This is a genomic window from Paenibacillus sp. FSL H7-0918 (assembly GCF_038007025.1).
In the GTDB taxonomy this organism is placed as follows: domain Bacteria; phylum Bacillota; class Bacilli; order Paenibacillales; family Paenibacillaceae; genus Paenibacillus_AQ; species Paenibacillus_AQ odorifer.
In genome coordinates, this window is sequence record NZ_JBBOWJ010000001.1 from 309,753 (window position 1) to 335,963 (window position 26,211).

Annotated in this window: 22 protein-coding genes; 1 reads left to right on the plus strand and 21 read right to left on the minus strand. The window is 45.2% G+C overall.

All coding sequences use genetic code 11. From position 1 onward, the window contains the following. Positions 1-25: 25 nt before the first annotated feature. The 4 genes from ymfI to sleB form a co-directional block, all read right to left on the minus strand. A complete protein-coding gene (ymfI, locus tag MHI15_RS01480; RefSeq protein ID WP_036688412.1) occupies positions 26-793 on the minus strand; it encodes an elongation factor P 5-aminopentanone reductase in 768 nt (255 codons plus the stop codon). Next, positions 794-2,074, minus strand: a complete 1,281-nt coding sequence (yfmH, locus tag MHI15_RS01485) for an EF-P 5-aminopentanol modification-associated protein YfmH (RefSeq protein ID WP_038571902.1) — start codon at positions 2,072-2,074, stop codon at positions 794-796. It abuts the gene before it with no gap. A 2-nt stretch (positions 2,075-2,076) separates the two neighbouring features. After that, entirely contained in the window at positions 2,077-3,315 is a 1,239-nt protein-coding gene (yfmF, locus tag MHI15_RS01490; RefSeq protein ID WP_254848801.1) for an EF-P 5-aminopentanol modification-associated protein YfmF, read from the minus strand. Between the two features lie 176 nt (positions 3,316-3,491). Then, positions 3,492-4,358: a spore cortex-lytic enzyme gene (gene sleB, locus MHI15_RS01495; RefSeq protein WP_036688421.1), complete on the minus strand. Its 867-nt coding sequence runs from the start codon at positions 4,356-4,358 to the stop codon at positions 3,492-3,494. 172 nt (positions 4,359-4,530) lie between these two features. On the opposite strand from sleB, the gene MHI15_RS01500 reads away from it, so the two are divergent. Next, positions 4,531-6,495, plus strand: a complete 1,965-nt coding sequence (locus MHI15_RS01500; RefSeq protein WP_312148484.1) for an AraC family transcriptional regulator — start codon at positions 4,531-4,533, stop codon at positions 6,493-6,495. Positions 6,496-6,584: 89 nt separating this feature from the next. Here MHI15_RS01500 and MHI15_RS01505 read toward each other — a convergent pair whose 3' ends face one another. From MHI15_RS01505 to rbfA, 17 genes are all read right to left on the minus strand, one after another. Beyond that, a complete protein-coding gene (locus tag MHI15_RS01505; protein WP_076301620.1) occupies positions 6,585-9,245 on the minus strand; it encodes an FtsK/SpoIIIE family DNA translocase in 2,661 nt (886 codons plus the stop codon). Positions 9,246-9,323: 78 nt separating this feature from the next. Further along, the gene (locus tag MHI15_RS01510; protein ID WP_076127863.1) at positions 9,324-9,536 is read right to left on the minus strand and encodes a YlzJ-like family protein; all 213 of its coding nucleotides are present in this window, start codon (positions 9,534-9,536) and stop codon (positions 9,324-9,326) included. Further along, positions 9,533-10,300 (minus strand): ClpP family protease, encoded by a 768-nt coding sequence (locus MHI15_RS01515; protein ID WP_076136428.1) that lies wholly within the window; start codon positions 10,298-10,300, stop codon positions 9,533-9,535. Before MHI15_RS01515 ends, MHI15_RS01510 begins: the two co-directional genes overlap by 4 nt. Positions 10,301-10,503: 203 nt before the next feature. After that, the gene (locus MHI15_RS01520) at positions 10,504-12,183 is read right to left on the minus strand and encodes a ribonuclease J (protein ID WP_076127859.1); all 1,680 of its coding nucleotides are present in this window, start codon (positions 12,181-12,183) and stop codon (positions 10,504-10,506) included. Positions 12,184-12,693: 510 nt separating this feature from the next. Next, positions 12,694-13,569, minus strand: coding sequence for a 4-hydroxy-tetrahydrodipicolinate synthase (gene dapA, locus MHI15_RS01525; protein WP_076179909.1), 876 nt, complete (start codon positions 13,567-13,569; stop codon positions 12,694-12,696). Positions 13,570-13,585: 16 nt separating this feature from the next. Further along, on the minus strand, positions 13,586-14,809 hold the full coding sequence (dapG, locus tag MHI15_RS01530) for an aspartate kinase (protein ID WP_036688442.1): 1,224 nt from the start codon (positions 14,807-14,809) through the stop codon (positions 13,586-13,588). A gap of 260 nt (positions 14,810-15,069) precedes the next feature. Further along, positions 15,070-15,666 carry a dipicolinate synthase subunit B gene (locus tag MHI15_RS01535; protein WP_036688443.1) on the minus strand — a complete coding sequence of 199 codons (597 nt, stop codon included), beginning with the start codon at positions 15,664-15,666 and terminating at the stop codon, positions 15,070-15,072. Position 15,667: 1 nt separating this feature from the next. Continuing rightward, on the minus strand, positions 15,668-16,564 hold the full coding sequence (dpsA, locus tag MHI15_RS01540; protein WP_076127855.1) for a dipicolinate synthase subunit DpsA: 897 nt from the start codon (positions 16,562-16,564) through the stop codon (positions 15,668-15,670). 536 nt (positions 16,565-17,100) lie between these two features. Further along, positions 17,101-17,547: a dUTP diphosphatase gene (gene dut / locus MHI15_RS01545; protein ID WP_172628834.1), complete on the minus strand. Its 447-nt coding sequence runs from the start codon at positions 17,545-17,547 to the stop codon at positions 17,101-17,103. Then, positions 17,522-18,790: a M16 family metallopeptidase gene (locus MHI15_RS01550; RefSeq protein ID WP_341164064.1), complete on the minus strand. Its 1,269-nt coding sequence runs from the start codon at positions 18,788-18,790 to the stop codon at positions 17,522-17,524. The genes dut and MHI15_RS01550 overlap by 26 nt, the downstream gene beginning before the upstream one ends. 78 nt (positions 18,791-18,868) lie before the next feature. Further along, the gene (locus MHI15_RS01555) at positions 18,869-19,852 is read right to left on the minus strand and encodes a polysaccharide deacetylase family protein (RefSeq protein ID WP_340010499.1); all 984 of its coding nucleotides are present in this window, start codon (positions 19,850-19,852) and stop codon (positions 18,869-18,871) included. Between the two features lie 235 nt (positions 19,853-20,087). Beyond that, positions 20,088-22,190: a polyribonucleotide nucleotidyltransferase gene (gene pnp / locus MHI15_RS01560; RefSeq protein WP_076127850.1), complete on the minus strand. Its 2,103-nt coding sequence runs from the start codon at positions 22,188-22,190 to the stop codon at positions 20,088-20,090. 292 nt (positions 22,191-22,482) lie between these two features. Beyond that, entirely contained in the window at positions 22,483-22,752 is a 270-nt protein-coding gene (gene rpsO / locus MHI15_RS01565) for a 30S ribosomal protein S15 (protein ID WP_036656390.1), read from the minus strand. Between the two features lie 148 nt (positions 22,753-22,900). Next, positions 22,901-23,848 carry a bifunctional riboflavin kinase/FAD synthetase gene (locus MHI15_RS01570; RefSeq protein ID WP_076127848.1) on the minus strand — a complete coding sequence of 316 codons (948 nt, stop codon included), beginning with the start codon at positions 23,846-23,848 and terminating at the stop codon, positions 22,901-22,903. 37 nt (positions 23,849-23,885) lie between these two features. After that, positions 23,886-24,800, minus strand: coding sequence for a tRNA pseudouridine(55) synthase TruB (gene truB, locus MHI15_RS01575; RefSeq protein WP_076127847.1), 915 nt, complete (start codon positions 24,798-24,800; stop codon positions 23,886-23,888). After that, positions 24,797-25,774: a DHH family phosphoesterase gene (locus MHI15_RS01580; RefSeq protein WP_340010502.1), complete on the minus strand. Its 978-nt coding sequence runs from the start codon at positions 25,772-25,774 to the stop codon at positions 24,797-24,799. Before MHI15_RS01580 ends, truB begins: the two co-directional genes overlap by 4 nt. Before the next feature lie 72 nt (positions 25,775-25,846). Next, positions 25,847-26,194 (minus strand): 30S ribosome-binding factor RbfA, encoded by a 348-nt coding sequence (gene rbfA / locus MHI15_RS01585; RefSeq protein WP_076127845.1) that lies wholly within the window; start codon positions 26,192-26,194, stop codon positions 25,847-25,849. Positions 26,195-26,211 lie beyond the last annotated feature (17 nt).

Genomic DNA, 26,211 nt, shown 5'->3' on the forward strand with positions numbered 1-26,211 from the left:
CTGGAGCTTTTCTCCAAGTTAAGCATTAAGTAATCCAGCCACCGTTAGGGCTAATGATCTGCCCAGTAATATACCCGGATTCAGGCAATGCTAAAAAGTAAATCAGTGAGGAGATCTCGTTCGGTGTAGCCAAACGTCCCGCCGGAATCTCATCCTCCAGCATCCGGACCTCATCCTCCTGTAGGTTAGACAACATATTCGTATTAACCGCTCCTGGAGCTACCGCGTTCACAGTTACGCCAGAAGGTGCTAGTTCCTTGGCTAACGCCTTAGTAAAAGCATTTACTCCGCCTTTACTGGCTGAATAAGCGACCTCGCAAGAGGCTCCCGATATTCCCCACACGGAAGAAACGTTGATGATTCGACCATAACGCTGGGATACCATGTACGGCATAAAAATCTGGCTGCACATAAAGGTACCTTTCAAGTTAATGGCCATAATATCGTCCCATTCCTCTTCACTCACATCAGCCAGCATCCCATAATGAGATTTACCGGCATTGTTGACAAGAATATCCGGCTGCATTCCATTACTTTCAAGCTTCTCCGCCATTCGTACAATCTGACTGCGATCCTTCATATCCGCATTTACAGTCATTACCTTTGCTCCAAGGGCCATACAACGCCGAGCGACATCATTAGCAGCTTCATGTGAGTGCTTGTAGTGAATAACAATATTCATGCCTACAGAGGCAAACCGTTCTGCAATGGCGCCACCGATTCCCCCGCTGCCCCCTGTCACCAGAACTGTCATTTCTCCTAATGGTTTGTTGCTCTCTCCCAAAAGCGCCATTTAAGGACTCACCACTAGTGAAACAGCGAGCTGCTCCCAATTTACATGGGCATGTAAACGCTCATTCACTTCAGCTAAAGTAATCGATTCGTAAATAGGCAGAACTTCAAACAGGTCACCACCGCGGAATTGGTAACGTGTAAATTCATGTGCGATACTTTCAGGGGAGTTCAGCATGCGCAAATATCCGCCTATTTTCTTTTTCCGTGCCCGCTCGAAGTCCTTCTCAGCAAAGCCAGACTTTAAGATCTGATCCACTTCTTCTTTAATTCGTTTTAGCAGCAAATCCGGGTCCTTGGTATCTCCACCCATAGCTGAAAAAGCATATTGTTCTGAACTATTAAATTCATGGCCAAAGCTGTCTGAGATCAGTTCTTCATCATAGAGCTTTTGGTACAACGCTGTGCTGCTGCCAACCAGCAAATCAAGCATAAGCTTTGTGGCGAGATCACGCTTAAGCGCAGCTTCGCCTGTAAGACCATCAACTTTTTCCTTAAATCCAAACATAATCTTAGGCATCGAAACAGCGAGTTTGCTTTCTAAGCGCTTCGTAGCGACTTGTTCCGGCTCCTCTTCAAAAATACGCTTAATCTCACCTTGTTTACCATAAGATTTCCCCTGCTGATTGCTGCGAATCAAGGAGAATACCTTCTCCGGATCCACACCACCCACTACGAACAACAGCATATTGCTGGGATGATAAAAAGAGTTGTAACAAGTGTACAGTGTTTCTTTCGTAATCGTACTAATCGACTCTATTGTTCCGGCAATATCAATCCGAACCGGATGTTTCGAATACATGGCCTCAATAAGGCCAAAGTACACGCGCCAGTCTGGATTATCTGCATACATATTGATTTCTTGACCAATGATCCCTTTTTCCTTTTCTACATTCTCATCCGTAAAATAAGGTCGTTGCACAAAATCAACGAGTGTACTAAGGTTGGTCTCTATGTTCTCTGTTGCCGAGAAAAGATAAACCGTCTGATCAAAACTTGTAAAAGCGTTAGCTGAAGCTCCATTTGAGGCAAAAGTGGCAAAAATATCGCCTTCTGGCTCTTCAAACATTTTGTGCTCCAAAAAGTGAGCTATACCATCAGGAACAGTGGTCTCTTCTCCACCTGCGACATGAAAATGGTTATCTACAGAACCATATTTAGTTGCAAATGTGGCGTAAGTTTTTTTGAATGTTGGTTTTGGCAATACATAAACCTGAAGCCCATTATCCATCACCTCATGATAAAGGGTCTCTTGAAGTCTGTCGTATTGAATCTGTTCCATCTCTATTCCTCCTTCCCTGTCAAGAAATAAATCGTATCCAGCTGAAAGGTCTCCGCTGCAGCTTTTACTTCCCCTGCACCGATTTGTTCCACCTCTTCTAGCAGCTGATCCGCTGTCCGTTCTTTTCCTGACAACTGGCGGTTGAAGTCGTAAGAGATCATCTCAAAAGCAGAATCCGGAATCTCGGAAAGCTGATTGCGGATCATGGCTTTGGTCTGGCTTAACTCCAGATCACTGATATTGCCAGCTTTCATCTCTTCCAGTTGTTTCTCTATAATTTCAACAGCTTTGTTGTAATTTTGCGTTTCAATACCTGATTGTATCGTTCCAATCCCCTTGTGACCGTCATAGCGTGAAGAAGCATAGTATGCAAGACTGGCCTTTTCCCGTACATTGACGAAGAGTTTGGAGTGTGGATACCCTCCTAATATTCCGTTATACATAAGTGCGGACGCATATGTATCGTCCTTATACGTAATTGATGTGCGCAGACCCATGTTCAACTTGCCCTGACTGACATCCAGCTTCTCCTCTACCGTCCGTACCTCGCTGACGGATACTGGGACAAACTTGGAGCTATATAAGCCCACCTCCGACTGAATGCGTCCGAAGTGATGCTGCACAAGCTTTTCAACTTCCTCAGTAGTCGTATCTCCCACTACATAGAGATCCAAAATAGCTCCATCCAGCCATGAGTTATAGGATTCGTACAAACTTTTTGGAGTAATCCGATCCAAATCCGCTCTTTGACCCAGTGGATGAAGGCGATAGGGCTCGTTACGGCACATTTCTTCGATACAGCGTTCCGCAGCATAACGAATCTTATCATTTACGATAGATTCCAGCTTCTTGCGCACTGTTTCACGCTCTGTTGCAACATAGGAAGAACGGAAGCTTCCATCCTCCACCAACGGACGGGTCAGGACTTCTCCTAGGAAAGCAAAGGATTGTTCAAGCAAGCTCTCCTGACTCTGCACGAAGGAGTCATTAATGGTGTCCATGCGAAACTGAACAATCTGATAATCGCCTCTTTTATAAATATCAAAACCAAATCCAGCGCCATACAGCTCCTCCAAACGCTCGCGGAATTGAGTAGTCTCTGGATAAGAAGCGGTACCTCTGCGGAGCACAAATGGGGCAAGTGCTGTAGGGGTTACCGTATCCTCATTAAGTGGGACGCCGGCATAAAGTGAGATGGCGTAGGTCTTGAACGCCTTGGTAGGCATCACGTGAATACGCATACCTGCAACGTTGCCATGCTGAAATACATTATTAGTCAAGTCCAAAACTCCTTTACCGCGTGGATAGTTGCTCATTAACATGTTTATGAATTAATAACCATTCTAAACCATTCCAAAGTAAGGAAGCAACCGGATGCCTCTTCCCGGTTGCTCTCTGGATTTACTTCTTTACTTATCTACATACAGAAAATATGCTGGCCGATAGTCTTGACCTGTGGACGAGTCCAAATCCATTTGGAGGTCGCCGTTTTAGGGTTGAAATAATACAAACACCCACCCGAAGGATCCCAGCCATTCAGCGCTTGCTGCACTGCTTTTCGTGCCTGCTCATTTGGCTCCAAATAAATCTGCCCGTCAGCTACAGCTGTAAAAGCTCCCGGCTGAAAAATAACGCCAGACGGCGTATTTGGAAAGCTCGGAGATTTTACCCTGTTCAAGATTACTGCAGCAACAGCAACTTGTCCTTCGAAAGGTTCACCTCTTGACTCACCATAGACGGCATTAGCCATAATTTTGAGATCATTTTCTGATAATCCCATCGTATTCCCTGAAGACAGAGACGCTGAATCCGAATTATTGGTTGTATTTGTTTTGTTACCGGTGTTGTTGTTTGCTGTATTATTTCCGGTTGCTGAAGCCGACTCTGTCGGCTTCCAGTTCTTAGTTGCGTTATACAATTTCAGCTTAGTCTTAGCGCCTACGATGCCATCAGACTTCATTCCAAACTTCCATTGAAACCACGTTACTGAATTTTTCGTTTTCGGACCAAACTGACTGTCTATTTTCCCTTCATAAAAGCCCAGATGTTTTAAACGTCCTTGCAACTCATAAACATCCTGACCAGAAGAACCGAGTTTAATCGGAGTCGTGCTGAAGGCAGGCAAGGCCTCTTCTTCAGGATGATTTAGTTCATGGACAAATGACGCAGCAGCACTTTGCTTGGTCTGTACTATGCCATTACCCTGGAGCAGCATTCCTGCAAACGGCGCGGCAGCAAGTGCAAGGGTTAAAGAAGCAAAGATCCACAACTTATGTTTCTTCATAGGGGTTCGCTCTACCTTTCTTTTGTGAGTTCTGCATGGATGGCTAAAGTTATTATGACGACTGTCAGGACATCCTATGCATTACTAAAAAAGAAGTAATAGCATTTCATTGTAATTGAGAATAATTATCAACTATAATCCAAATAAGAAAACGTTGGAGTTGATATTAATCATGAATTTAAAGGACCACATTTTATTGTGGAACCACGCATTAATAGAAATTATTGATATACGCCATACTTTTCAACGATCAAGTGATCTGAATTCACATTATCAGCTGCCCTCAAGCGCATTCTTGTTGATCATAAACGGCAAGGCCGAAATACTGATTGACGAGGTCCCGCACGAGATCGGCAACTTTCATATCCTTCATGGTGGAAAAGGAATGAACATTCAATTTTTACGCACGGAGGAACTACTGGAGTATTACTTAATTTTATATAAAGCAAACCTTTCACTCGCCTCACGCAACAATCTAAAAGCAATTATGGAACACAATAATCCCTTTAATCTTCAATATGGATTTACGCCTACTAGTCCACTGCCCTTATTTGATAAGATGGAGAACATGTTTACTGATTGGGGCAAAACAGGTCTTTTGGATCGGCTGCATGTTAAAACACTGTTTTATCAATGGATTTATGAGCTGCTTAGGCAGCTGCATACGCTGGAAACACAGTTAATACAACCTGATCCGCTAAATCAAGCAATTCGCTATATGCAGACTTATTATAAGGAAACCTTCTCTCTTGAAAAATTAGCTAAAGCGGTAAACAGCAGCCCTAGAACATTATCCAGATTATTCAGAACACGACTGCAGACTAGTCCTGCTCAGTACTTAATCAGCATCCGCATGGAAAAATCGAAAATACTGCTCCTGAACACTGAGGCGAGCTTGCATGACATCGCAATTGCAGTAGGTTATCCTGATGGCTATTATCTAGGAAAAATGTTCAAAAAATATTACGGAACCTCCCCTGTCCGATACAAAAATAAATTGATCACCCAACCCAGTTGGCGTGATATGCCATCCCAAGGTGCGCAAACTGACATTGCCCGAACACAACCTCTCCGTTATATTGATTATGATAATCATTATCATTATAACGGAGAAGGGGAATTACCAATGTTTAGAAATGCCAAACCATCATTACTGCTCACCCTGTTATTATGCTTTACCATAGTGTTAAGCGCTTGTTCCACGGGAACCACAAATTCAAATGCGTCAAGCAATGGGACACCAACCCCCTCAGCAGAAACAAGTACAGGAGCAAATACAGACAAAGCTGCTGTCGAAGCACAAACCCGGATAATTTCCACAGTTAAAGGAGACATTGCCGTTCCCACTAGTCCACAAAGAGTCGTAGTTCTTTATTTGCTCGGTGATGTACTGGCTCTAGGCATTAAACCTATAGGTGTATCCGATGTGTCCGAGGGTGCTGCATTTGAAGATGAGCTAAAAGATGTGCAAAAGCTTGGCACCTGGTTTGAGGCTAGCCCTGAAGCAATCCTTGCTCTAAATCCTGATCTTATCATCGTGCCGTCAGAGGAAACTTATGAAGCCCTCCACCAAATTGCACCAACAGTGTTAGTTCCGTATGAAAAAATGTCAACAGAAGAACGGGTGTCCTTTATTGGACAAGTCGTAGGCAAAGAAGATCAAGCAAAAGAATTATTTACTGATTTCCATAAAAAAGTTGAAGACAGCAAACAAAAGCTGCAAGAAGCTGGTATTCTGGATCACACAATATCCATCATGGAAGGTGGAAAAGACAACAGTATGGCTGTTGTGGCAAGCAAACAATTCGGACGTGGTTCGCAAATCATTTATGAATATTTAGGCATGAAGGCGCCGGAAATCATTCAACAGAAAATAGATACGGCGACTGGTGCGGATGGCGAATCCGTATCCTTTGAAGTCCTTGGCAAATACAGCGGTGACTATATCTTCCGCTCCTCTTATGATGGTATGGCTGATCTGACCCAAAACCCAATTTGGAACAATATCCCTGCCGTGAAAGAAGGCCGTTTGATGGAAATTGATTTTGGATTAGGTTATTACAGTGATATCTATTCTCTAAATGTGCAACTGGATTATATTGTTGAAGCTTTGCTTGCTGCACCAAGAGTCAAATAAGTACTCAGGATACAAAAAAGAGATGGTCCACTTCATAAAGTGGCCATCTCTTTTACTGTCTATTGAAGGTTTCGACGGGCTTGTCCAGCTTAGGAGCTGATCTTGTTATGCTGATATTGCTCAAGTGACACCAGCACCTCACGCGGCTTGCTGCCCTCGTAAGGACCGATGACTCCACGAGCCTCCATAGAGTCAATCAACCGGGCTGCACGGGTATAACCGACACGCATACGACGCTGTAGCAGCGACACTGAAGCCTGCTTAGCCTCCAGCACAATTTGTACGGCCTGCTCGTATAATTCATCCTGTGGCTCCTGATCCTCAGTGATTGTATCATCCACTTCAGGAACGATGGACTCATCGTATTCGGCTTCACCTTGACTGCTGACATATTGAACAATAGTCTCTACTTCTTGGTCGCTCATAAAAGCTCCCTGTACACGAATAGGTTTAGATGCGCCCATTGGCAAGAACAACATATCACCTCGGCCTAACAGCTTCTCTGCACCGGGCATATCCAAAATGGTACGTGAATCCACATTGGACGATACGCCAAAAGCGATCCGGGATGGAATATTAGCTTTAATTAAACCTGTGATTACATCTACTGAAGGGCGTTGTGTAGCGATAATTAAATGAATTCCAGCCGCCCGCGCCATTTGTGCAAGTCGGCAAATTGCATCCTCGACATCATTGGCTGCAACCATCATCAAATCCGCAAGCTCGTCCACAATAACAACGATATACGGGAGAATTGCCGCTGGATTCTCAGCCATTAGCTTATTATAACCTTCCATATTCCGTGTTCCCGATTTGGAGAATAGCTCATAACGCTTCTCCATTTCCACAACAATCTTCTTCAAAGCTAGGCTAGCCCGCTTTGGATCTGTGACAACCGGAGCCAAAAGATGGGGAATTCCATTGTACACATTCAGCTCTACCATCTTAGGATCGACCATGAGGAATTTAACTTCATCAGGTTTAGCTTTGTATAAGATGCTTGTTATAATCCCGTTGATGCAGACAGATTTACCGGAGCCAGTTGCACCGGCCACCAATAAATGGGGCATCTTAGCCAGATTGCCAATAATGGTCTGGCCGGAAATATCACGGCCAAAAGCAATCGATAATCTGGATTCAGCCTCCTGAAAAATCTGTGTTTCCATAACTTCGCGCATGGTAACAATAGACACCTCAGAGTTCGGAACTTCTATTCCTATTGCAGATTTACCCGGAATCGGCGCTTCCATCCGAATGTCTTTGGCTGCAAGTGCAAGGGCAATGTCATCCGTCAGATTTACAATACGGCTAACCTTAACCCCAATATCCGGTTGTATCTCATACCTCGTAACCGCTGGGCCTCTTACTACCTCCAGCACCTTAGCCCGTACCCCAAAGCTTTCAAGTGTTGCTTCTAACTTACGGGCAGTCTGCATATAATCATTCTGATCTCCAGCTTTGCCACCATTGTTAGGTTTGGCTAGAAGACGGAACGATGGCAGCTTATATGGCTTCGGTGGCGGTGGTGCTGGAGGAGCAGGAATAATCTCTCCATCTGGAGAAGCACCTAGCAGGCCTTCCAAGTCTATGCTTACATTCTCCTCAGACTCATCCGTAGGCTGCTGCTTAACGGCATTAGGTCCGGCTACAGCAGGTTTAGCTGCTTCACCACGAGCTGCGGGTGAGAATTCACTCCACTCTTCCCGGTCTTCTTCGTTTAACCCTTCTGAACGGATATGTTCAAAAAAGTCACGAATAATAGGCGTCACAGGTTCAATATCCAGATCCGCATCATCAAAATCATGATCGATATCGTCTAATGGAATTACATGACTATCTGGAGTTAATCCCGAAATAATCGGACCGGTTGAAGCACTTGTCACAATTGGACCCTGATCGTCATCCTCAGAATCTGCTTCCACCTGTGAACGCGTGGAGCCTGAGAACCAGCCAGATATTTTTTTCAAAAGGACAGGTTGTTTGCGATTAGGCAAATACCGATCGTCTTCGTCTTCTTCCTCCTCGTCATCATAGACAGGCTGCTTCACCTGCCGAGCTTTAGCTGGAGCAGCGGCTCTAGAAGGTCTGGCCGCTACCGGAACCGCCTTCGGACGGTTTGCAGCATGGAGACGAATCCCCTCCACAAACTTAACCAAGCGCACTCGCAAAAGCGTAAAAATCTCCACATAGGACAAGTTGGTAATTAGCATAAAGCTGATCGCCAGCATGACGATCATAAGCAGCTTAGCGCCCAGACTACCAAAAAGCCATAACAGCGCTGCATACTCCAACCCGCCGATGTACCCTCCGCTTATATCCTTACCCAGCATATAGACATTGCTTTCGTTCGAGCCAGGTGAAAGTGATCCCGAAAGATCATTATGTATTTGTGTCATTACATTGCCAGGATGTAACAAAGACAACGGGCCAAGCTTCTGCTCCATTGCAGATATTGTGCTCATAAGGCACATAGACAATAGAAGCAGAAGCACGCCAGTATGCCTGCTGTTCCACGAGGAAGGCCATCTTCGATGGATCATCACCATAAGTCCATAAAAAATGCCGATAAGCGGCAACACAAAATAAAATCTCCCTAATAAGTAACCCGCCATACTTGAAAGTGAGCGCCCTACGGCTGCTTCACCAGACAGTGCAATGACGGAAATAGTTATTAATAAAATTCCATATATTTCATATTTTAAAACGCTGCCGAGCAGCGCTTTTTTCTTCTTCTTTTTTCGTTTAGCCACGCCAGCCACCCCCGGAACAACATTATACCATATAATGGCGTGGCGTACCTATGTTCTCTTTTGTCAGAAAATGAATCTTTATGTTAATGTAATTATCGAACCTGGAGAGAACGCCGGATCTAGATAACGGTTCAGCGGACAATCCAATAATCTCACAATCCGCGCACGTCCTTCCTCCATCGGTTCAACCTGCATCAGCATGCCCTGCACACTAACTTCTCGGGTTGCGGCATAATTGTTAAATGCCCCCTCCCACACCTGTTCCATTGCAACTACTGTGTACAGTGTCATTGCGTAATCCCTCCTGGAGTCGATGCTGAGAAATCCCCGCCGATCATTCGGTTAAGATGCGCAAGTGCCGCTCCGATCCCGCCGACCTCATCCATCAGACCATATTTAACGGCATCCAAGCCCCCCACAGCCGTCCCGATATCACGATTGAGCTCACCTGTCTTAAACATGAGATCACGGAACTGTTCTTCAGAAATGCGCGAATGGGAAGTCACAAATTTAACGACACGTTCCTGCATTTTCTCCATATACTCGAAAGTTTGCGGCACTCCGATCACTAAACCATTCATTCGAATCGGATGAATCGTCATCGTTGCACTTTCAGCAATAATCGAATAAGTGGAGGAAACTGCAATCGGCACCCCGATGCTGTGCCCGCCTCCAATGACTACGGTTACCGTTGGCTTGGAGAGGGATGCAATCATTTCCGCAATTGCTAATCCCGCTTCTACATCTCCACCTACCGTATTTAAAATGATAAGCAGGCCTTTGATGTTTTTATTCTGCTCAGCTGCCACCAGCTGCGGAATGATATGCTCATACTTTGTTGTTTTGTTCTGTGGAGGCATAACAATATGTCCTTCAATCTGACCAATAATCGTTAAGCAAAAAATATCAGGCTCTCCACTTGGGACTACTGTTTGTCCTAGCTCCTTAATCGCTCCCATTGTAGTGGGCGGCATATTTTCATTAGGATTCGGATTAGTTTCTCCTGGGACAACTTCCTCATTTTTTGCTCCATTTGATCCTTCGATGTAGTTCATCTTCGCAGCTCTCCCTTGTTATATGCAGCTCTAGTCTGCTGTTGCCTTACTAACAATCCTTAGTATGACGTTTCAGGGTGCTGCATTATGCAATTTTCAGCTTATGAACATACAAAAACCCCTTCTCCCGTGGAAACCGTCCAATATTTCCGGGGAAAAGGGGCTCAGCCCTAGCTATATATTCATTGAAGGAGAAACTCTCCTTACACTTCCATGATAATTGGCAAAATCATCGGTCTGCGGCGCGTTTGTTCATATAAGAAACGGCCCAGCGAATCTTTTACGCTTGTTTTAAGGGAAGCCCACTCATTTACTTTTTCACTCATCAGGCGTTGCAATGTACTGGATACAATTCGGTTAGCTTCGTCGAGCAGCCCTTCGGACTCCCGAACATAAACAAAACCACGTGAAATGATGTCAGGTCCAGAAACAATTGCACCATTCTGCTTGCTAAGTGTAACCACGACAACCAAGATACCATCTTGAGACAGCAACTTACGGTCACGCAATACAATGTTACCAACATCGCCTACACCTAGTCCGTCAATCAATACGTTACCAGCTGTTACTTTACCAGCCTTACGAGCGGCACCGCCCTGGATTTCAACAATTTCACCGATTTCAGTGATGAAAATGTTCTGTGGCTCTACGCCAACCGATTCTGCCAGTAAAGCATGTTTGCGCTGCATGCGGTATTCACCGTGGATCGGAATGAAGAATTTCGGTTTCATCAGGTTAAGCATAAGCTTAAGTTCTTCTTGACTACCGTGACCGGATACGTGAACGCCGGAGTTGGAACCGCTGTAAATCACATTAGCACCAAGACGGAACAATTCATCGATAGTACGGCCTACATACTTCTCATTACCTGGCACAGGTGTTGCCGCAATAATAACGGTATCGCCTGGCAGGATATCTACTTTACGATGACTAGAACGTGCCATACGTGTCAATGCAGACATTGGCTCGCCTTGGCTGCCTGTGCAAAGAACAACTACACGATTTGCTGCCATTCTATTCATTTCTTCCGGTTCGATCAGCATTCCGTCAGGTACGTTCAAATATCCAAGCTCTGAAGCGATGGATACAACGTTGACCATACTGCGGCCAATTACCGTAATCTTACGACCCGTAGATTCTGCTGCATTAACCACTTGTTGAATACGGTGCACATTGGAAGCAAAAGTTGCTACAACGACACGTTGCTCAGCCTTGCGGAAAATATCTTCCAGCACAATACCGACATTCTTCTCAGATGGGGTAAAGCCTGGTTTCTCAGCATTCGTACTATCTGACAAAAGAGCAAGTACGCCCTTTTGGCCAATCTCTGCCATCCGATGCAGATTTGCAAATTGACCGTTGACTGGGGTGTGGTCAAATTTGAAATCGCCCGTATGAACAACATTTCCTTCCGGAGTCTCAATGCATACACCCACGGAATCAGGAATACTGTGGTTGGTTCTAAAGAAAGTTACCTTAAGTGAGTTCCCCAATTGAATTTCTGAATCTTCGTTGATCAGAATCCGTTTGGTGTCACCCAGCAGGTTCGCTTCCTTCAATTTGTTCTCTACAAGACCTAAAGTCAATCTTGTTCCATAGACTGGAACATTCAAATTCTTCAGGACATAAGGTAGACCACCGATGTGATCCTCGTGTCCGTGAGTAAGCACAATACCTCTTACCTTGTCACGGTTCTCTGTCAAATACGAGATATCAGGAATTACGATGTCAATACCGAGCATATCCTCTTCCGGAAACTTGAGTCCCGAATCCACGACTACAATGTCAGCTCCGTATTGAATAACATACATGTTTTTCCCGATTTCTCCGACTCCGCCCAATGCGAAAATCGTCAATTTATCGTTGTTGTTTTTTTTGGACAAATGAATCTAACCCTCCTATGATGTTGGACGTCATACTTTTATTGGTAAATATCGAACTTCGATTATTTCAGCGGCGCTGAACACATTTCTTTCAAACAGCCAATAACTTCCAATCGACGAGGAAATTCCTGAAATCTGTAAAATGCGCAATGCGAAAGCTCCCGATTCCGGGCAGTAAAGTTCATATTGAAGCGGACAAACGCCGTCAAAATTCACCGTCGCGCCCCTCGCGCGAAGACATGTCATTTATTTAAACAGACTCATCTTGGGACCTATCCTGTCTCACAATGTATTACATTGACGGAAGATTACCGCATATTTAATTTTAACCGCACCCAGTCACTTAAGATCATTATACATGATTTTTTTGGCAAAAGACAAGTCATCCGCCTCGTATCCAAATTCTTTCCTTAAATTCGCCTCAATATTTCAGAAAAAAAATATAAATGCAAAAACCGGCTCCCTCAATAGAGTAGCCGGTTTAGAACGTACATCAGCAATGATTAATTCTTAGTGAAAAAGTGCTTCAATAAAAGCCGCTTCCGCTTCCGTTGGCGAAATAAGCGGCAATCTGACTCCGCCCACAGGAATCCCCTTGAGTCCTAAAGCATATTTTACAGCTGAAGGATTGGGCAGCGGTTGTGGGCATTCAAACATTCCTTTAAAAATCGGGAACAGCTGGCGATGAATCTCTCCAGCAAGCTGAACATTGCCGGAGGTATAAGCGTAAATCATTTCTGACATCTGCGCACCAACCACATGGCTAGATACACTTATAATTCCGTATCCACCGACAGCCAGACTGGCAAGACCTGAGGCATCATCACCCGTATATACACGGAAATCATCTGAACAATCAGAGGCAATAAGTGTTACCTGATCTACAGACGCGCATTCTTTCGTAGCAACGATGTTCGGAATCTCAGCAAGTCGCAGGGTAGTGGCCACGCTCATACTTACACCTGTTCGACCTGGAACATTATATAAAATCACTGGTAATGAAGTCTCTGAAGCAATCGTGGAAAAATGCTGATAAAGACCTTCCTGATTCGGTTTATTATAATAAGGAACGACCAAAAGCACTCCATCTACGCCTATTTTCTCCGCTTCCTTCGTCAGATGAATGGAATGTTTCGTGTTATTGCTGCCAGTTCCAGCAATAACTTTACAACGTCCATTCGCCTTTTCCAGCACAAAAGAAAACAGCTGCAGCTTTTCCTCATCGCTTAACGTAGGCGATTCCCCTGTCGTTCCGCAGACAACCAAAGCCTCTGATTTCTGTACCTCAATTAAATAATCGACAAGCTGTGAAGTTACATCCCAGTTGATTTCTCCATCCCCATCAAAAGGGGTTACCATGGCTGTTATTAATCTTCCGAAATCCACTTTGAATTCCTCCTTGTCAGCGGTGCAATTCAAACATAGCATGCAGCGAACGCAGGGACTGCACCATATCTTCTTTTTTCACAAGCACCCATATCGTTGTATTCGAATCCGCGGATTGTAGAATTTGAATGTTTTGCGAGCTAAGCGCCTCAACAATGCGCGCCATAATACCAGGCACACCATTAATTCCGCCCCCGATAACAGAAACTTTGGCACAACCCGACAAACTCTTAGGTCGCAAACCCAGCTGCTGTAGAGCAGAAATAGCCTTCTCTGATTTGTCATCAAAAACCGTATAAAGAGCTTCCGTAGGTGTTACATTAATAAAATCAACGCTTATCCCGTTATCTGCCATACTCTTAAAGATTTGCAGCTGCACTCCGGTTCCGTTACCGTCCGGGCATTCCACAGAAATCTGTGTAACATTGCTGACATAAGCAATCCCTGTAACGAATCGATCCACAATTCCCCCTGCTTGGATATCGTTAAATCCTTCTGGATTCGTAACCAACGTACCTTCAGCTTCTGAAAAGGTTGAACGAACACGAACTGGGATCTGTGCCTGCATAGCAATCTCAACCGCACGTGGATGAATGACTTTTGCTCCCTGATGAGCCATATTGCAAATTTCAGTATAACTAACGTAAGTTAATGGCTTAGCATCTTCAACGATCCGTGGATCTGCTGTAAGAATTCCGTTCACATCCGTATAAATATCCACCATATCAGCATGAAGAGCAGCACCCAGTGCTGTAGCAGAGGTATCACTGCCGCCACGGCCTAAAGTTGTCAAATCACCCGCTTCAGTCTGGCCCTGGAACCCGGTAACAATAACTACCTTATCCTCACGCAGCTCACGGAGAATGCGTTCCGGACGTACATCCAGAATTCTGGCATTACCGTAGTTGCTGTCTGTCAGAAATCCTGCCTGAGCTCCCGTTAATACTGTAGAAGCGATGCCTTCATTCTCCAGCAGCCCACATAGAGTAGTAGCTGAAATAATTTCACCACAGCACATCAAGAGATCTTTTTCCCGGTCTGGAAGTGCATCTCCGTTCTGCACGGCCCAATCCAGCAAAGTGTCAGTTGCGTAAGGTTCTCCGCGACGGCCCATAGCCGATACAACAATTACAAGACTATAGCCACTTGCCAGCTCCCTTTTGACATTGCGGATTACGTGTTCTCTAGCTTGCGGTGTGGATAGCGATGTTCCTCCGAATTTTTGTACCAGAATACCCATGTATAATTCCCCCATTATTATCAAAGCAAACACACTAATCATTCGTGAAAAGATTACGGTACGTGAGCTTATTCGTTAAGTAAGTTGTTAAATGGCTGTACCGCCCTCGAACCTGAGGACGGTAGCAATACTGCTTATATTTTTTTGATAGCAATGAACTTAGCTGGTTCCACTACGTTATCTTGGCACTTCTCATTGCTCATTTGGTGCATCTCCCCTTTTATTGTCCACAACAAAATCAGCCGAGATCTGTCAATTTTCTATGCTGAATGAAACCGTTCGATGATCATCGGCTGTAGTTGTTTACCTTGCAAAGCGGCATAGCAAGCTTCCGGGATAAGATCCATGCGTGCCACGAGCGAGTTAGGTTTACCCTCAGGGTTATCTTGACCGAATGGTACAAAATAAATATGTTTAGCCACCAGAAGCTTAGCAATATTCGCGGCATTTAGGCCCAATCCATCATTTGTAGATATCGCTAGAACTAGTGGACGTCCGTTGCGCATCTGCGATTTAGCTGCCATTAGCACGGGACTATCCGTCATGGCATTAGCCAGTTTACTCGTTGTATTTCCTGTGCAAGGTGCTATTGTCAGCACATCCAGCAGCTTGGAAGGACCCAGCGGCTCCGCTTCAACAATTGTAGAAATGATATCATTCCCTGTTATATCTTTCAACTGTTTTAACCAATTTTGCGATGTCCCAAAGCGGGTGTCTGTTCCTAGTACAGAGGCAGAAACTATAGGTACTACGTTTGCTCCCCCGTCTACGAAGCGCTGAATTTGTGGCATTACCTCAGCAAAAGTGCAATGAGATCCAGTGATCGCATACCCTACTGTTTTTCCGTGCCAATCCATTTTATTCGTCCCCCTTGATTAAAGCCTCGTCCGAAATCGACTGTACCAGCGCATTTGCCATAATAATCCCAGCGCTTTTTGGAGCTACAATGCCAGGGAGTCCTGGAGCCAGCATCGCCTTAATCCCACGTTTCTCAGCATAACGAAAGTCACAGCCGCCTGGTGCAGATGCCAGATCAATAATTACGCAATGCGGCGCAAGCCGCGAGAGCACCTGCGCGGTGATGATCATACTTGGTATCGTGTTAAATATAAGATCCACATCCGGTACGTGAAGCAGCAGCTCATTGGTCATAAAAGGCTTCCAGCCCATTTCCTCAGCACGTGCATAATGTTCTTGTTTTCTGACACCAACCTTTACACTGGCCCCCAGTCCCTGTAGACTTCGAGCCATTGTAAATCCAGTTCTACCTAAACCAAGCACCATTGATTTCGAGCTGTGAATCGTAAAATCCGTGTTCTGAATGGCCATTACCAGCGCTCCCTCCGCTGTCGGGATAGAGTTGTAAATAGCCACATCATCACGATTAAGCAGTTCGATTAACTTCAGTGAGTGCTTGGTACACATCCCGCGCAAGTAACTTTTAGCCATACCGGTATACACTAAACAATCGGATGGCAGCGCAGTGAAATGCTCCTCCAGAATCGTTAAACGCTCAGAAGAAAATAGAGCACTAATATTTCCTTCATCATCACAGCCTACCGTAGGCAACACTAATACATCTGCATTACTCAGCAGCTCTACCGTCAATTGTTCCAGGCTCACCCCTGGGCTAGGGGTCTCCCACTTATCGAACCCGGCAGCGCTTACCGTCGCATCCAATTCCACACATTTCCGAATCACTTCAAGCTGTCTCGCGTCCCCGCCCAGGAACACGATCCTGACGCCAGTAAGCATAGGGATGACGCTCCTTTCAACATACACTATCGACTATAAAGCATCTTATGCTGGGCATAGTTAATGGGTGAAGAGCGGAAATGAAATCCCCGGCACGCATGGCTGATGATGAACTAATGGGTTACGGGTTACGGCTGATGAGTTAAGGACCGAGATGCAACTATTTGTGTGTTTTTTGCCTTTTAGGAGGAGTTTCGGACTGGAGAGCTCTTATTCGATGTAAACAGGCTCGATATCAGGTGTTTTTGATCAAATAGTGACACTGGGGTCCGAAAACAGCCGAATTAAGCAGAATTGTTATAAATAAGAGCACTGGGGTCCGATAGGGGCTTCGTCTTTAATTTGATGGTAGGGTTAGAGTAGTGGCAGAGCGCCAATGAAAATGCTGAGTTTATTCGATGGGGAAGTCGGGGTTAGTTGTATAACAATCGAAGAATTAAAACTTTGGATAATTAACTCTGCATATCAAAAAAAGCTCACGAATCATACCTTGGGCATGAATTCGTAAGCTTTTTAAATGAATTGTAACAACAATCTTACTTGCCAGTATGGCCAAAGCCTCCGGCTCCGCGTTGAGTTTCGGACAACTCTTCCACTTCCACCAAATTAACCACTGGAACGGCTTGAAATACCATTTGGGCAATCCGCTCATTGCGAGCGATAGCAAAAGGCTCCTGCCCCAGATTGATCAAGAGCACTTTGATCTCTCCGCGGTAATCGGCGTCTATAGTTCCAGGTGTATTCAAGCAGGTAATCCCGTGCTTCAAGGCCAGTCCACTACGCGGACGGATCTGCGCTTCAAGCCCCTCTGGCATAGCCAGTGAAATCCCTGTTGGAATTAATGCCCGCTCTCCTGGTGCAAGTACAATTTCACCCGCAACGGCAGCATAAAGATCATAACCGGAAGCTTGCTCCGACATTTTACAAGGAAGATTTACATCCTCGTTTCCAGCAAGTTTATTGATTTGTACGTAATAAGACAAGATCATCTCTCCTAACATTTGCAATAGCTTTATCTGATGAGCCTACCATCGCTAAAGAAAGCGGCTCCGCGAACATATGGTCCAGCACACTGTTGATATTGTCCATCGTCACTAGCTGAATTTTGGCGATCATATCGTCCAATGTATTATGTCTTCCGAGCATAAGTTCATTTTTTCCGATACGGTTCATTCGGCTGCTAGTGCTTTCGAGACTAAGAATGAGGCTGCCTTTAAGCTGCTCCTTACCTTTTCTCAGCTCATCTTCACTGAGGCCGTTGGTAGCAAGTTCGTACATCATTTCCTTGATTAACTCCATGACATCCTTTGTTTGCTTGGGCGCTGTTCCAGCATAGACCGTAAACAGACCAGAATCTGCCTGGGAGCTGTGATAGGAATACACCGAATAAGCTAATCCGCGCTTTTCACGAATTTCCTGGAACATGCGGGAGCTCATCCCTCCGCCTACGGCATTATTAATCAGCACCATAGCATACTGCAGGGGATCGCCAGAACGGACACCTGGTAAGGAAAGACAGATGTGATTCTGCTCTGTTTTCTTGCGGTGAAATAAGAGCTCTCCATAGTAATCTGGTGGAGTCAGCGGCGCACTTATACCATGATTATCAAAAGAACCAAAATGCTGTTCCAGCAGTTCAATCAATCCATCACTAATGTTGCCGGCAACGCTTATAACCGTATTCTCAATCGTGTATTGTTCCTTCATATACGCCCGAAGATCATCCGGCTTCATCTCCATTAGCCGTTCCTTCAAGCCAAGGATGGAATACGCAAGCGGATGGTCCTTGTAGGCAGCAGCACACATCAAATCATGCACAAGATCATCCGGCGTGTCCTCGCACATGGAAATTTCCTCAAGGATGACATTCTTTTCTTTCTCCAGCTCTTCAGCGTCCATCCGTGAACGGAAGAACATATCCGCTAACACATCTACAGCGATAGGCAGATGCTCATCTAATACTTTAGCATAATAACATGTATATTCCTTTGAGGTAAACGCATTTACATTGCCGCCGATGGCGTCAAACTGCTCAGCAATATCCTTGGCGCTGTACCGATCCGTACCTTTAAAAAGCATATGTTCTACAAAATGGGATACCCCGTTGTTTCCAGGATGTTCATTCCGAGAGCCTGTCTTTACCCAGATTCCGAAAGAAACGGACCGGCCGGTCGGGATTTTCTCCATTACCACTCGTAAACCATTGGATAACACTATTTTTTCCACTTCAAGTCCTCCTGGCTAATAGCCATGTTCTATCTAATTTAATTACACGTGCCTATAATCCTACCAGAAATACATCTCTCACTCAACATTAGAGGGGATTAGCCGCTCTGCTGAGAGCGTTTGACTTACTGTGCCTAGCTGTAACCCTTTTGCTTTGATTCCACGTATCATGGCCTTCAGAGCTTTGGAGGATGCGGCTGTGGGATGCATTAGGACTAGAGTGCCGGGTTCCGCTTTGCTTGTGATTTTGGCAACCACAGATTCAGGAGACGGATTTCGCCAATCTACGGTATCTACGGTCCATAGTACGGTTTTGAGCCCTAAGCTGCCTGCAATTTCTACCGTCTCCTGATCGAAATCACCAGAAGGGGGGGCGAACCATTTATTAGTGACTCCAAGCGATTCCTTTAACAGCTTTTGTGTCTTCTCAATTTCTACAGTAGCTCGTGCACGACTTAAAGTACTCATATTAGGGTGGGTATAAGCGTGATTCTCCATCTCATGACCGCGTTTTAGCATTTCTTTAGCCAGTTCCGGGTTTTTACTCAGCCAGCTCCCATCCAGAAAAAACGTAACTTTAACGTTCTCTTCATCCAAAACATCCAACATTGGCACAATGTACTCATTTCCCCACGCCACATTAATCATCAGCGATACCATCGGCTTAGCCGGATTCCCACGATATATGGGTTCAGCTCCCAGTTGATTCAGGGATATCTGTGGTTCGATCTGCCGATACACAAATTTTATAGGTTCTTTTGGTGCCAAAAGAGCATTCCGATATGTACTCTCTACATCAATTTCAAGCCCGTTATAACCCGGAATCGCCTTCCATACCCGATCAACCACAGCATTCACTGGAGGGGCATTAAGCTTGGCTGCGGCGGTCTCAATCCGTGCCCGAAGATCATTGTTCTCCGCCTTAGAAATATCCTTCCACACAGCTAGGTCCTCCTGCAGCTTCAATTGCGCAAGCATGTCCTTTACCGGTCCCTGAGTGCTGCCAATTCCTATCACGATCGCAATACAAGCAACCACTAAAGCCACTTTTTCCGTCTTCATGACGACTTCCTCCCCGGTAGAAACGACTTGTAGTCCGTTCCACACGAATACAAAGACACTTTGTCCCAATCTATGAGACAAGAGAGGAATTTATGTCATAAGAACAGAGGCCAGAGGCGTGATAGTGATGCACATTACTTTATTTCATATAAAAAAAGAGCCAGAACGCAATCGCTTCTGTCTCCTTTTATTATGCTATTAGGTACTTTAGAAAAGGTACCTCTACAATCGAAACTTAAGCTTTAGCTCCAGTTTCCGAAGTCAATACCGCTTTACGCGACAGGTTAACCCGGCCTTGTTGGTCGATTTCGGTAACTTTAACGGTAATTGTATCCCCGACAGCTACAACATCTTCAACCTTAGCTACGCGCTCAGTAGACAATTGGGAAATGTGTACCAATCCGTCTTTACCCGGAATTAGTTCAACAAATGCTCCAAATTTCTCAATACGTCTAACTGTACCCACATAGATTTCTCCGACTTGTACTTCACGCACAAGTCCTTCGATAATCGAACGCGCCTTTTGGATCATTTCTTCATCTGAAGAACCGATAAAGACACGGCCATCTTGTTCGATGTCGATTTTCACGCCGGTTTCTTCAATAATTTTATTGATAATCTTACCACCAGCACCGATAACATCACGGATTTTGTCCGGATTGATGTTGATAATAATGATTTTTGGAGCATATTTGGACAGATTAGGTCTTGGCGCAGAGATCGCTTCATTCATTTTGTCCAAGATGAACAGACGGCCTTCTTTAGCCTGCTGAAGTGCATCCTGAAGAATTTTGCGGTCGATACCGGCAATCTTAATGTCCATTTGAATAGCTGTAACACCTTCTGCTGTACCAGCTACCTTGAAGTCCATATCTCCGAGATGATCTTCCATACCTTGAATATCCGTCAGGATGGAGACATGCTCTCCGTCTTTGATCAGACCCATTGCTACTCCGGCTACAGGTGCTTTGATTGGCACACCAGCGTCCATCATAGCCAGAATGCTGGCACAGATACTTGCCTGGGAAGTAGAACCGTTAGATTCAATCGCTTCTGATACTAAACGAATCGTGTACGGGAATTCAGTTTCACTAGGAATAACCTTGGATAATGCACGTTCTCCAAGTGCTCCATGACCGATTTCACGGCGTCCTGGTGCTCTAAGCGGACGAGCTTCCCCTACGCTGAACGGCGGGAAGTTGTAATGGTGCATGAAACGTTTCGTTTCAGTAGGATCGATTCCGTCAAGAATTTGCACATCACCTAGTGCCCCAAGAGTACAAACGCTAAGGATTTGTGTTTGTCCACGTGTAAACAGACCGGAACCGTGTGTACGCGGTAACAGACTTGTATCACATTCAATCGGACGGATTTCATCAAGTTTACGTCCATCTGGACGAACCTTATCATGTGTGATTAGACGTCTTACTTCATCCTTCACGATATCATGTAGGACTTCTTTAACATCTTTCAGAAGCTCCGGTGCTTCTATGTACTTCTCTACGAAATACGCAACCGCTTCATCATTAACGACATCAATCGCTTCCTGACGCGCATGTTTTTCAGCTATTTTAACGGCTTCCACCAGACGAGCCTCAGCAAATGCACGGACCTCAGTATTCACGTCAGCATTCACTGTATGCAGCTTCACAGCCATTTTTTCTTTACCAGCCACTTTAACCAGTTCTTCAATGGTTGCAACGATCTTGCGGATTTCATCATGACCGAACATAATCGCTTCGAGCATCACATCTTCCGTCACTTCGTTCGCTTCTGCTTCAACCATCATGATTGCATCCTTCGTTCCAGCAACCACCACATAAACATCACTGATTGCTTGCTGAGACATATCCGGATTGATCACGAACTCTCCATTAATCCGACCTACAGCAACGCCGCCGATGGGTCCATCAAAAGGCACATCGGAAATACTAAGTGCAGCTGAAGTACCGATCATAGCAGCAATATCTGGTGCGCAGTCCTGATCCACACTCATTACCATGTTCAATACCTGAACATCGTTACGGAATCCTTCAGGGAATAGTGGTCTGATTGGACGGTCTGTCAAACGGCTTGACAGAATCGCTTTCTCACTCGGTCTACCTTCACGTTTAATAAATCCGCCAGGAATTTTACCTACCGCATATAATCTTTCCTCATAGTTAACTGTAAGCGGGAAAAAATCCAGATCCTTAGGTTCTTTTGAAGCCGTAACGGTACATAATACCGAAGTATCCCCGTAACGCACCATAACGGCTGCGTTTGCTTGTTTAGCCAGGCGGCCCGTTTCCAGCACAAGGCGTCTTCCACCCAGCTGCATTTCTACACGTTTTTCCATAAATACCTCCTTGAATAGTAGTAGACCCGCAGTCTAAAATAGCAGGTTCACATATCGATCTAATTGAATTGGAAAGGCTTGTCCCAAAGGAGGCTGCCTATTCTGTATGCATATAAGAAGAAACGGCTGGGCCTTACTGAAAAGTAAAGTCGCCGTTTTTGCGAATAATCTCATCGATCCTAATATTAAGTTTTCCCTAAATTTTCAAAAAGCAACCCAGCTGTCCCGCTGTCGCTCCGAGAAGGACATACGGTATACAACCAGGCTGCTTTAAGAGTAATCTTATGGAAAATTAACGACGCAATCCCAGTCTTTCGATCAGGGCGCTGTAACGTCTGATGTCTTTGTTTTTCAAATACGCCAGAAGTTTACGACGTTGTCCAACCATTTTCAACAATCCACGACGGGAGTGATGATCTTTCTTGTGCGTACGCAAGTGGTCAGTCAAATTAACGATGTTCTCCGTTAGGATAGCAACTTGCACCTCAGGGGATCCAGTATCGGATTCGTGAGTTTTGTGCTCGTCGATCAATTGATGTTTACGTTCTTGAGTTAATGCCATCCTGTTCACCTCCTTCAATATAATCGCCACTAGCCTCGTCACCGTCGGTGAGAACGTGCAACCAAGCTAAGGTTATGATGCTGTAAGCCAGCAACGTTACTTAGTATAGCATCTCCATTAACAAAAGTAAACGGCTTGTCCGGGATGACTATAAATTATACTCCAGAATCTTCTTCGCGGTTTCTGCATCCTCGCCAATCTGAGTAATCAATGCTCCAATGGAGTCAAACTTCCGTTCTGGACGAATGTAAGCTACCAATTCTACCTTAAGCTCTTGATCATACAGGTCACCCTCGAAGTCAAAAAGATGAACCTCAAAGCTTGGAGTTAACACACCCTCATGAAAGGTTGGTTTAACACCCACATTCATAACCCCGTACAGAACTTTATCCTTATAAAAGACTCGGACCGCATATACACCTTTGGTCGGAATGACAAAATGATCACTGAGCTTCAAATTGGCAGTTGGAAAACCAATTGTGCGGCCTCTCTTCTCACCATGCCCCACTTCACCACGCAGATGATAGCAACGTCCGAACCAGGAGTTTGCCAGCCCCAGATCTCCATTTTGGAGACTTTTACGAATGCCGGAGCTGCTAACCTTTTCACCTTCAAGCAGAAAAGGAGGAGCAACTTCCACATTCATAACACCTTCACCCAGTTTGCGAAGCATCTCAACATCGCCTTCACCTTGGTAGCCAAAGCGAAAGTCAAAGCCAACAACTGCTGTTACAATATGTAGCGGTAAAAGCATAACAGAGACAAAATTCTGTGGACTAACCCGGGAAAGCTGCTCATTAAATTCAACAACATACAGGATATCGACACCCATGCTGGCAAGAATCTCTTGCTTTTCAAAGGGTGGCGTCAAGTACCCTTCATAATCTCCCTTACCCATAACATCTTTGGGATGAGGATGAAATGTAAGGACTGCAGCCGGCACACCTTGTTTACGGGCTAAGGCTACAGCGGATGTAATGACGCTGGCATGTCCACGATGCAGGCCGTCAAACTGCCCTAGAGCAGCCACTTGAGGTTGTGCCCATTCGGCAGCAGTCTCCGGCGACATCGGATAGGTTAACGTTACGGTTCTCACGCTGTTTCTCACCTACAATTCACTTGGTAAAATTGATTTAAGCTTGTGCAAACACCTTTACTGGGGCAATAGCACCTGTCTCTTCCAGCTCATAAATGCCAAGAAACAATCCCTGAAGATCGTATAGCCGAATTTGACCTGTTGTCTTCACTTCTGGAGCAATGAACCGCGAAGACAAACGTTGACCCTGCAGTGCTGCCTTCTTCTTCTCATCCATAACGGTATGCTTAGGCAAATGCGAAATTGCCTCATCAGCAGCGATTAAATGATCTTCCAATGTTCCGGCTTCCTTGTGCGCGGCAATATCCTCAAGGGATAAGCAATGGCTGGCAGAAATTCCTGCCGACATTGTTCTCTCCAGCTTCACCATTACACCCGGCAGTCCAAGCGCACGACCGATATCTACACAAAGTGTACGAATATACGTGCCTTTGGAGCATAATACCCGGAAAGTGATGTCGGGATGATTACCTTCCCAAGTCATATCCGTCATTTCGATTTCATAAATCTCTACTTCGCGACTTTTCCGTTCAACGGTTTTGCCTTCTCTAGCCAATTCATAAAGACGTTTGCCGTCGACTTTCACCGCAGAGTACATGGGAGGAACCTGAGAAATTACGCCTTTGAAAGAGGCAAGCACTGCAAGAATCTCTTCCTCAGTTACATGAACCTCATCAACAGTTTCCGTAATGGTTCCAGTTAAGTCTTCAGTATCACTGGACATCCCCAGTCTCAGTGTTGCCACATATTCTTTGGGCAGCTCCTGAATATACTCCACAACGCGAGTCGCACGTCCCAGACAAAGCGGCAATACACCAGTCACTTGGGGATCTAGTGTCCCCGTATGACCAATTCGTTTCATGCCGAGAATCCGACGTGCCTTGGCTACAACATCATGTGAAGTGAAGCCTGCCGGTTTATAAACCGCCAGAACACCTTCTAATTCACTCATAAATGACGTCTTACCTCCTCAAGCACCTGAGCTATTGCCTCTTCAAGCGTAGCTTCTATACGCGCACCTGCAGCACGGGTATGACCGCCGCCTCCAAACGTTTGCGCCAATGCAGCCACGTCAACTTTACCGGCAGAACGCAGGCTAACCTTGACCGCATGTTCGTGAATAACTTTAAAAAGAATGCCTACTTCCACGCCCCGAATATTACGAGGGTAGTTTACGATTCCTTCCAAATCTTCATTAGCAGCAGCACATTCGATCATATGCTCGGGTGTAACATATAGCCAGGCAATATCTCCTTCAGGAGATAATTCCAGCGTATTTAAGGCTTTATTTAATATTTTAACCTGTGGCAGCGTCATTTCTTCAAGCAATGTCTCAGCGAGTTCAGGACCGTTAACCCCAAGGGATAATAGCTCAGATACAGCTGCCATTACTTTTGGTGATGTGTTGGTATAACGAAAACCACCGGTATCTGTTAACAGACCCGTATATATAGCTGTGGCGATATCAATATCCCATTCGATCTCGAATGTCTTCAGCAGGTCGAACAAAATTTCCGCTGTCGCAGCTGCATCCGGTTTGATTAAATTAACGAATCCATAACCGTTATTTGTTGGATGGTGATCAATGTTCAGGATAAAAGCCTCATTCGCAAAATAGCGATTTGTCAGCCCTACTCGCTGAAAATCCGCACAATCCACACAGATGACGTTGCTGTATTGACGGGGCGGTTCACTAGAGGCCATATTGATGATTTCATCCGAATGCCATAGGTATTCCATTCGCTTCGGGATCGGTCCTTCATTCAGCATAGTATATTTTTTGCCCAGACATGAGAGAAGCCAGCCCACCGCAAGGGTGGAGCTGACTGCATCTCCGTCCGGCTGAACATGCGACACTACAAGGTAATCGTCGTGTTCCAGCAGAAACTCACGGGTCTGCTGGAGACTTTGTTCATAGCTCTGCATTCGCCGTCTCCTTTTTAAAGGTTGTTCAAAATAGCATAACGCTATTTTGAACCCCACTTTAATCACTTATTTCTAATCGTTCTTATGAAGCTCTCCAAGAAGCTTCTCAATATGACTGCCATAAGCGACAGATTCGTCGAACTTGAAGATCAGCTCCGGTGTATGCCGAAGGCGAATGGCCTTGCCAAGCTCTGAGCGAAGAAAACCATTGGCTTTCTCAATCGCTTTAAGCGAGTCTGACTTCTGCTCTTCATCCCCGAACACGCTTAGGTATACCTTGGCTTGCGATAGATCGTTAGTCACGTCTACGCCAGTTACAGTTACAAAACCGATTCGAGGGTCTTTCAGACCGCTTTGGATAAGTTGACTAAGCTCTTTCTTGATCTGCTCGCCCACTCGTCCTGCTCTAATTTTAGACATCTATATTCACCTCTTCG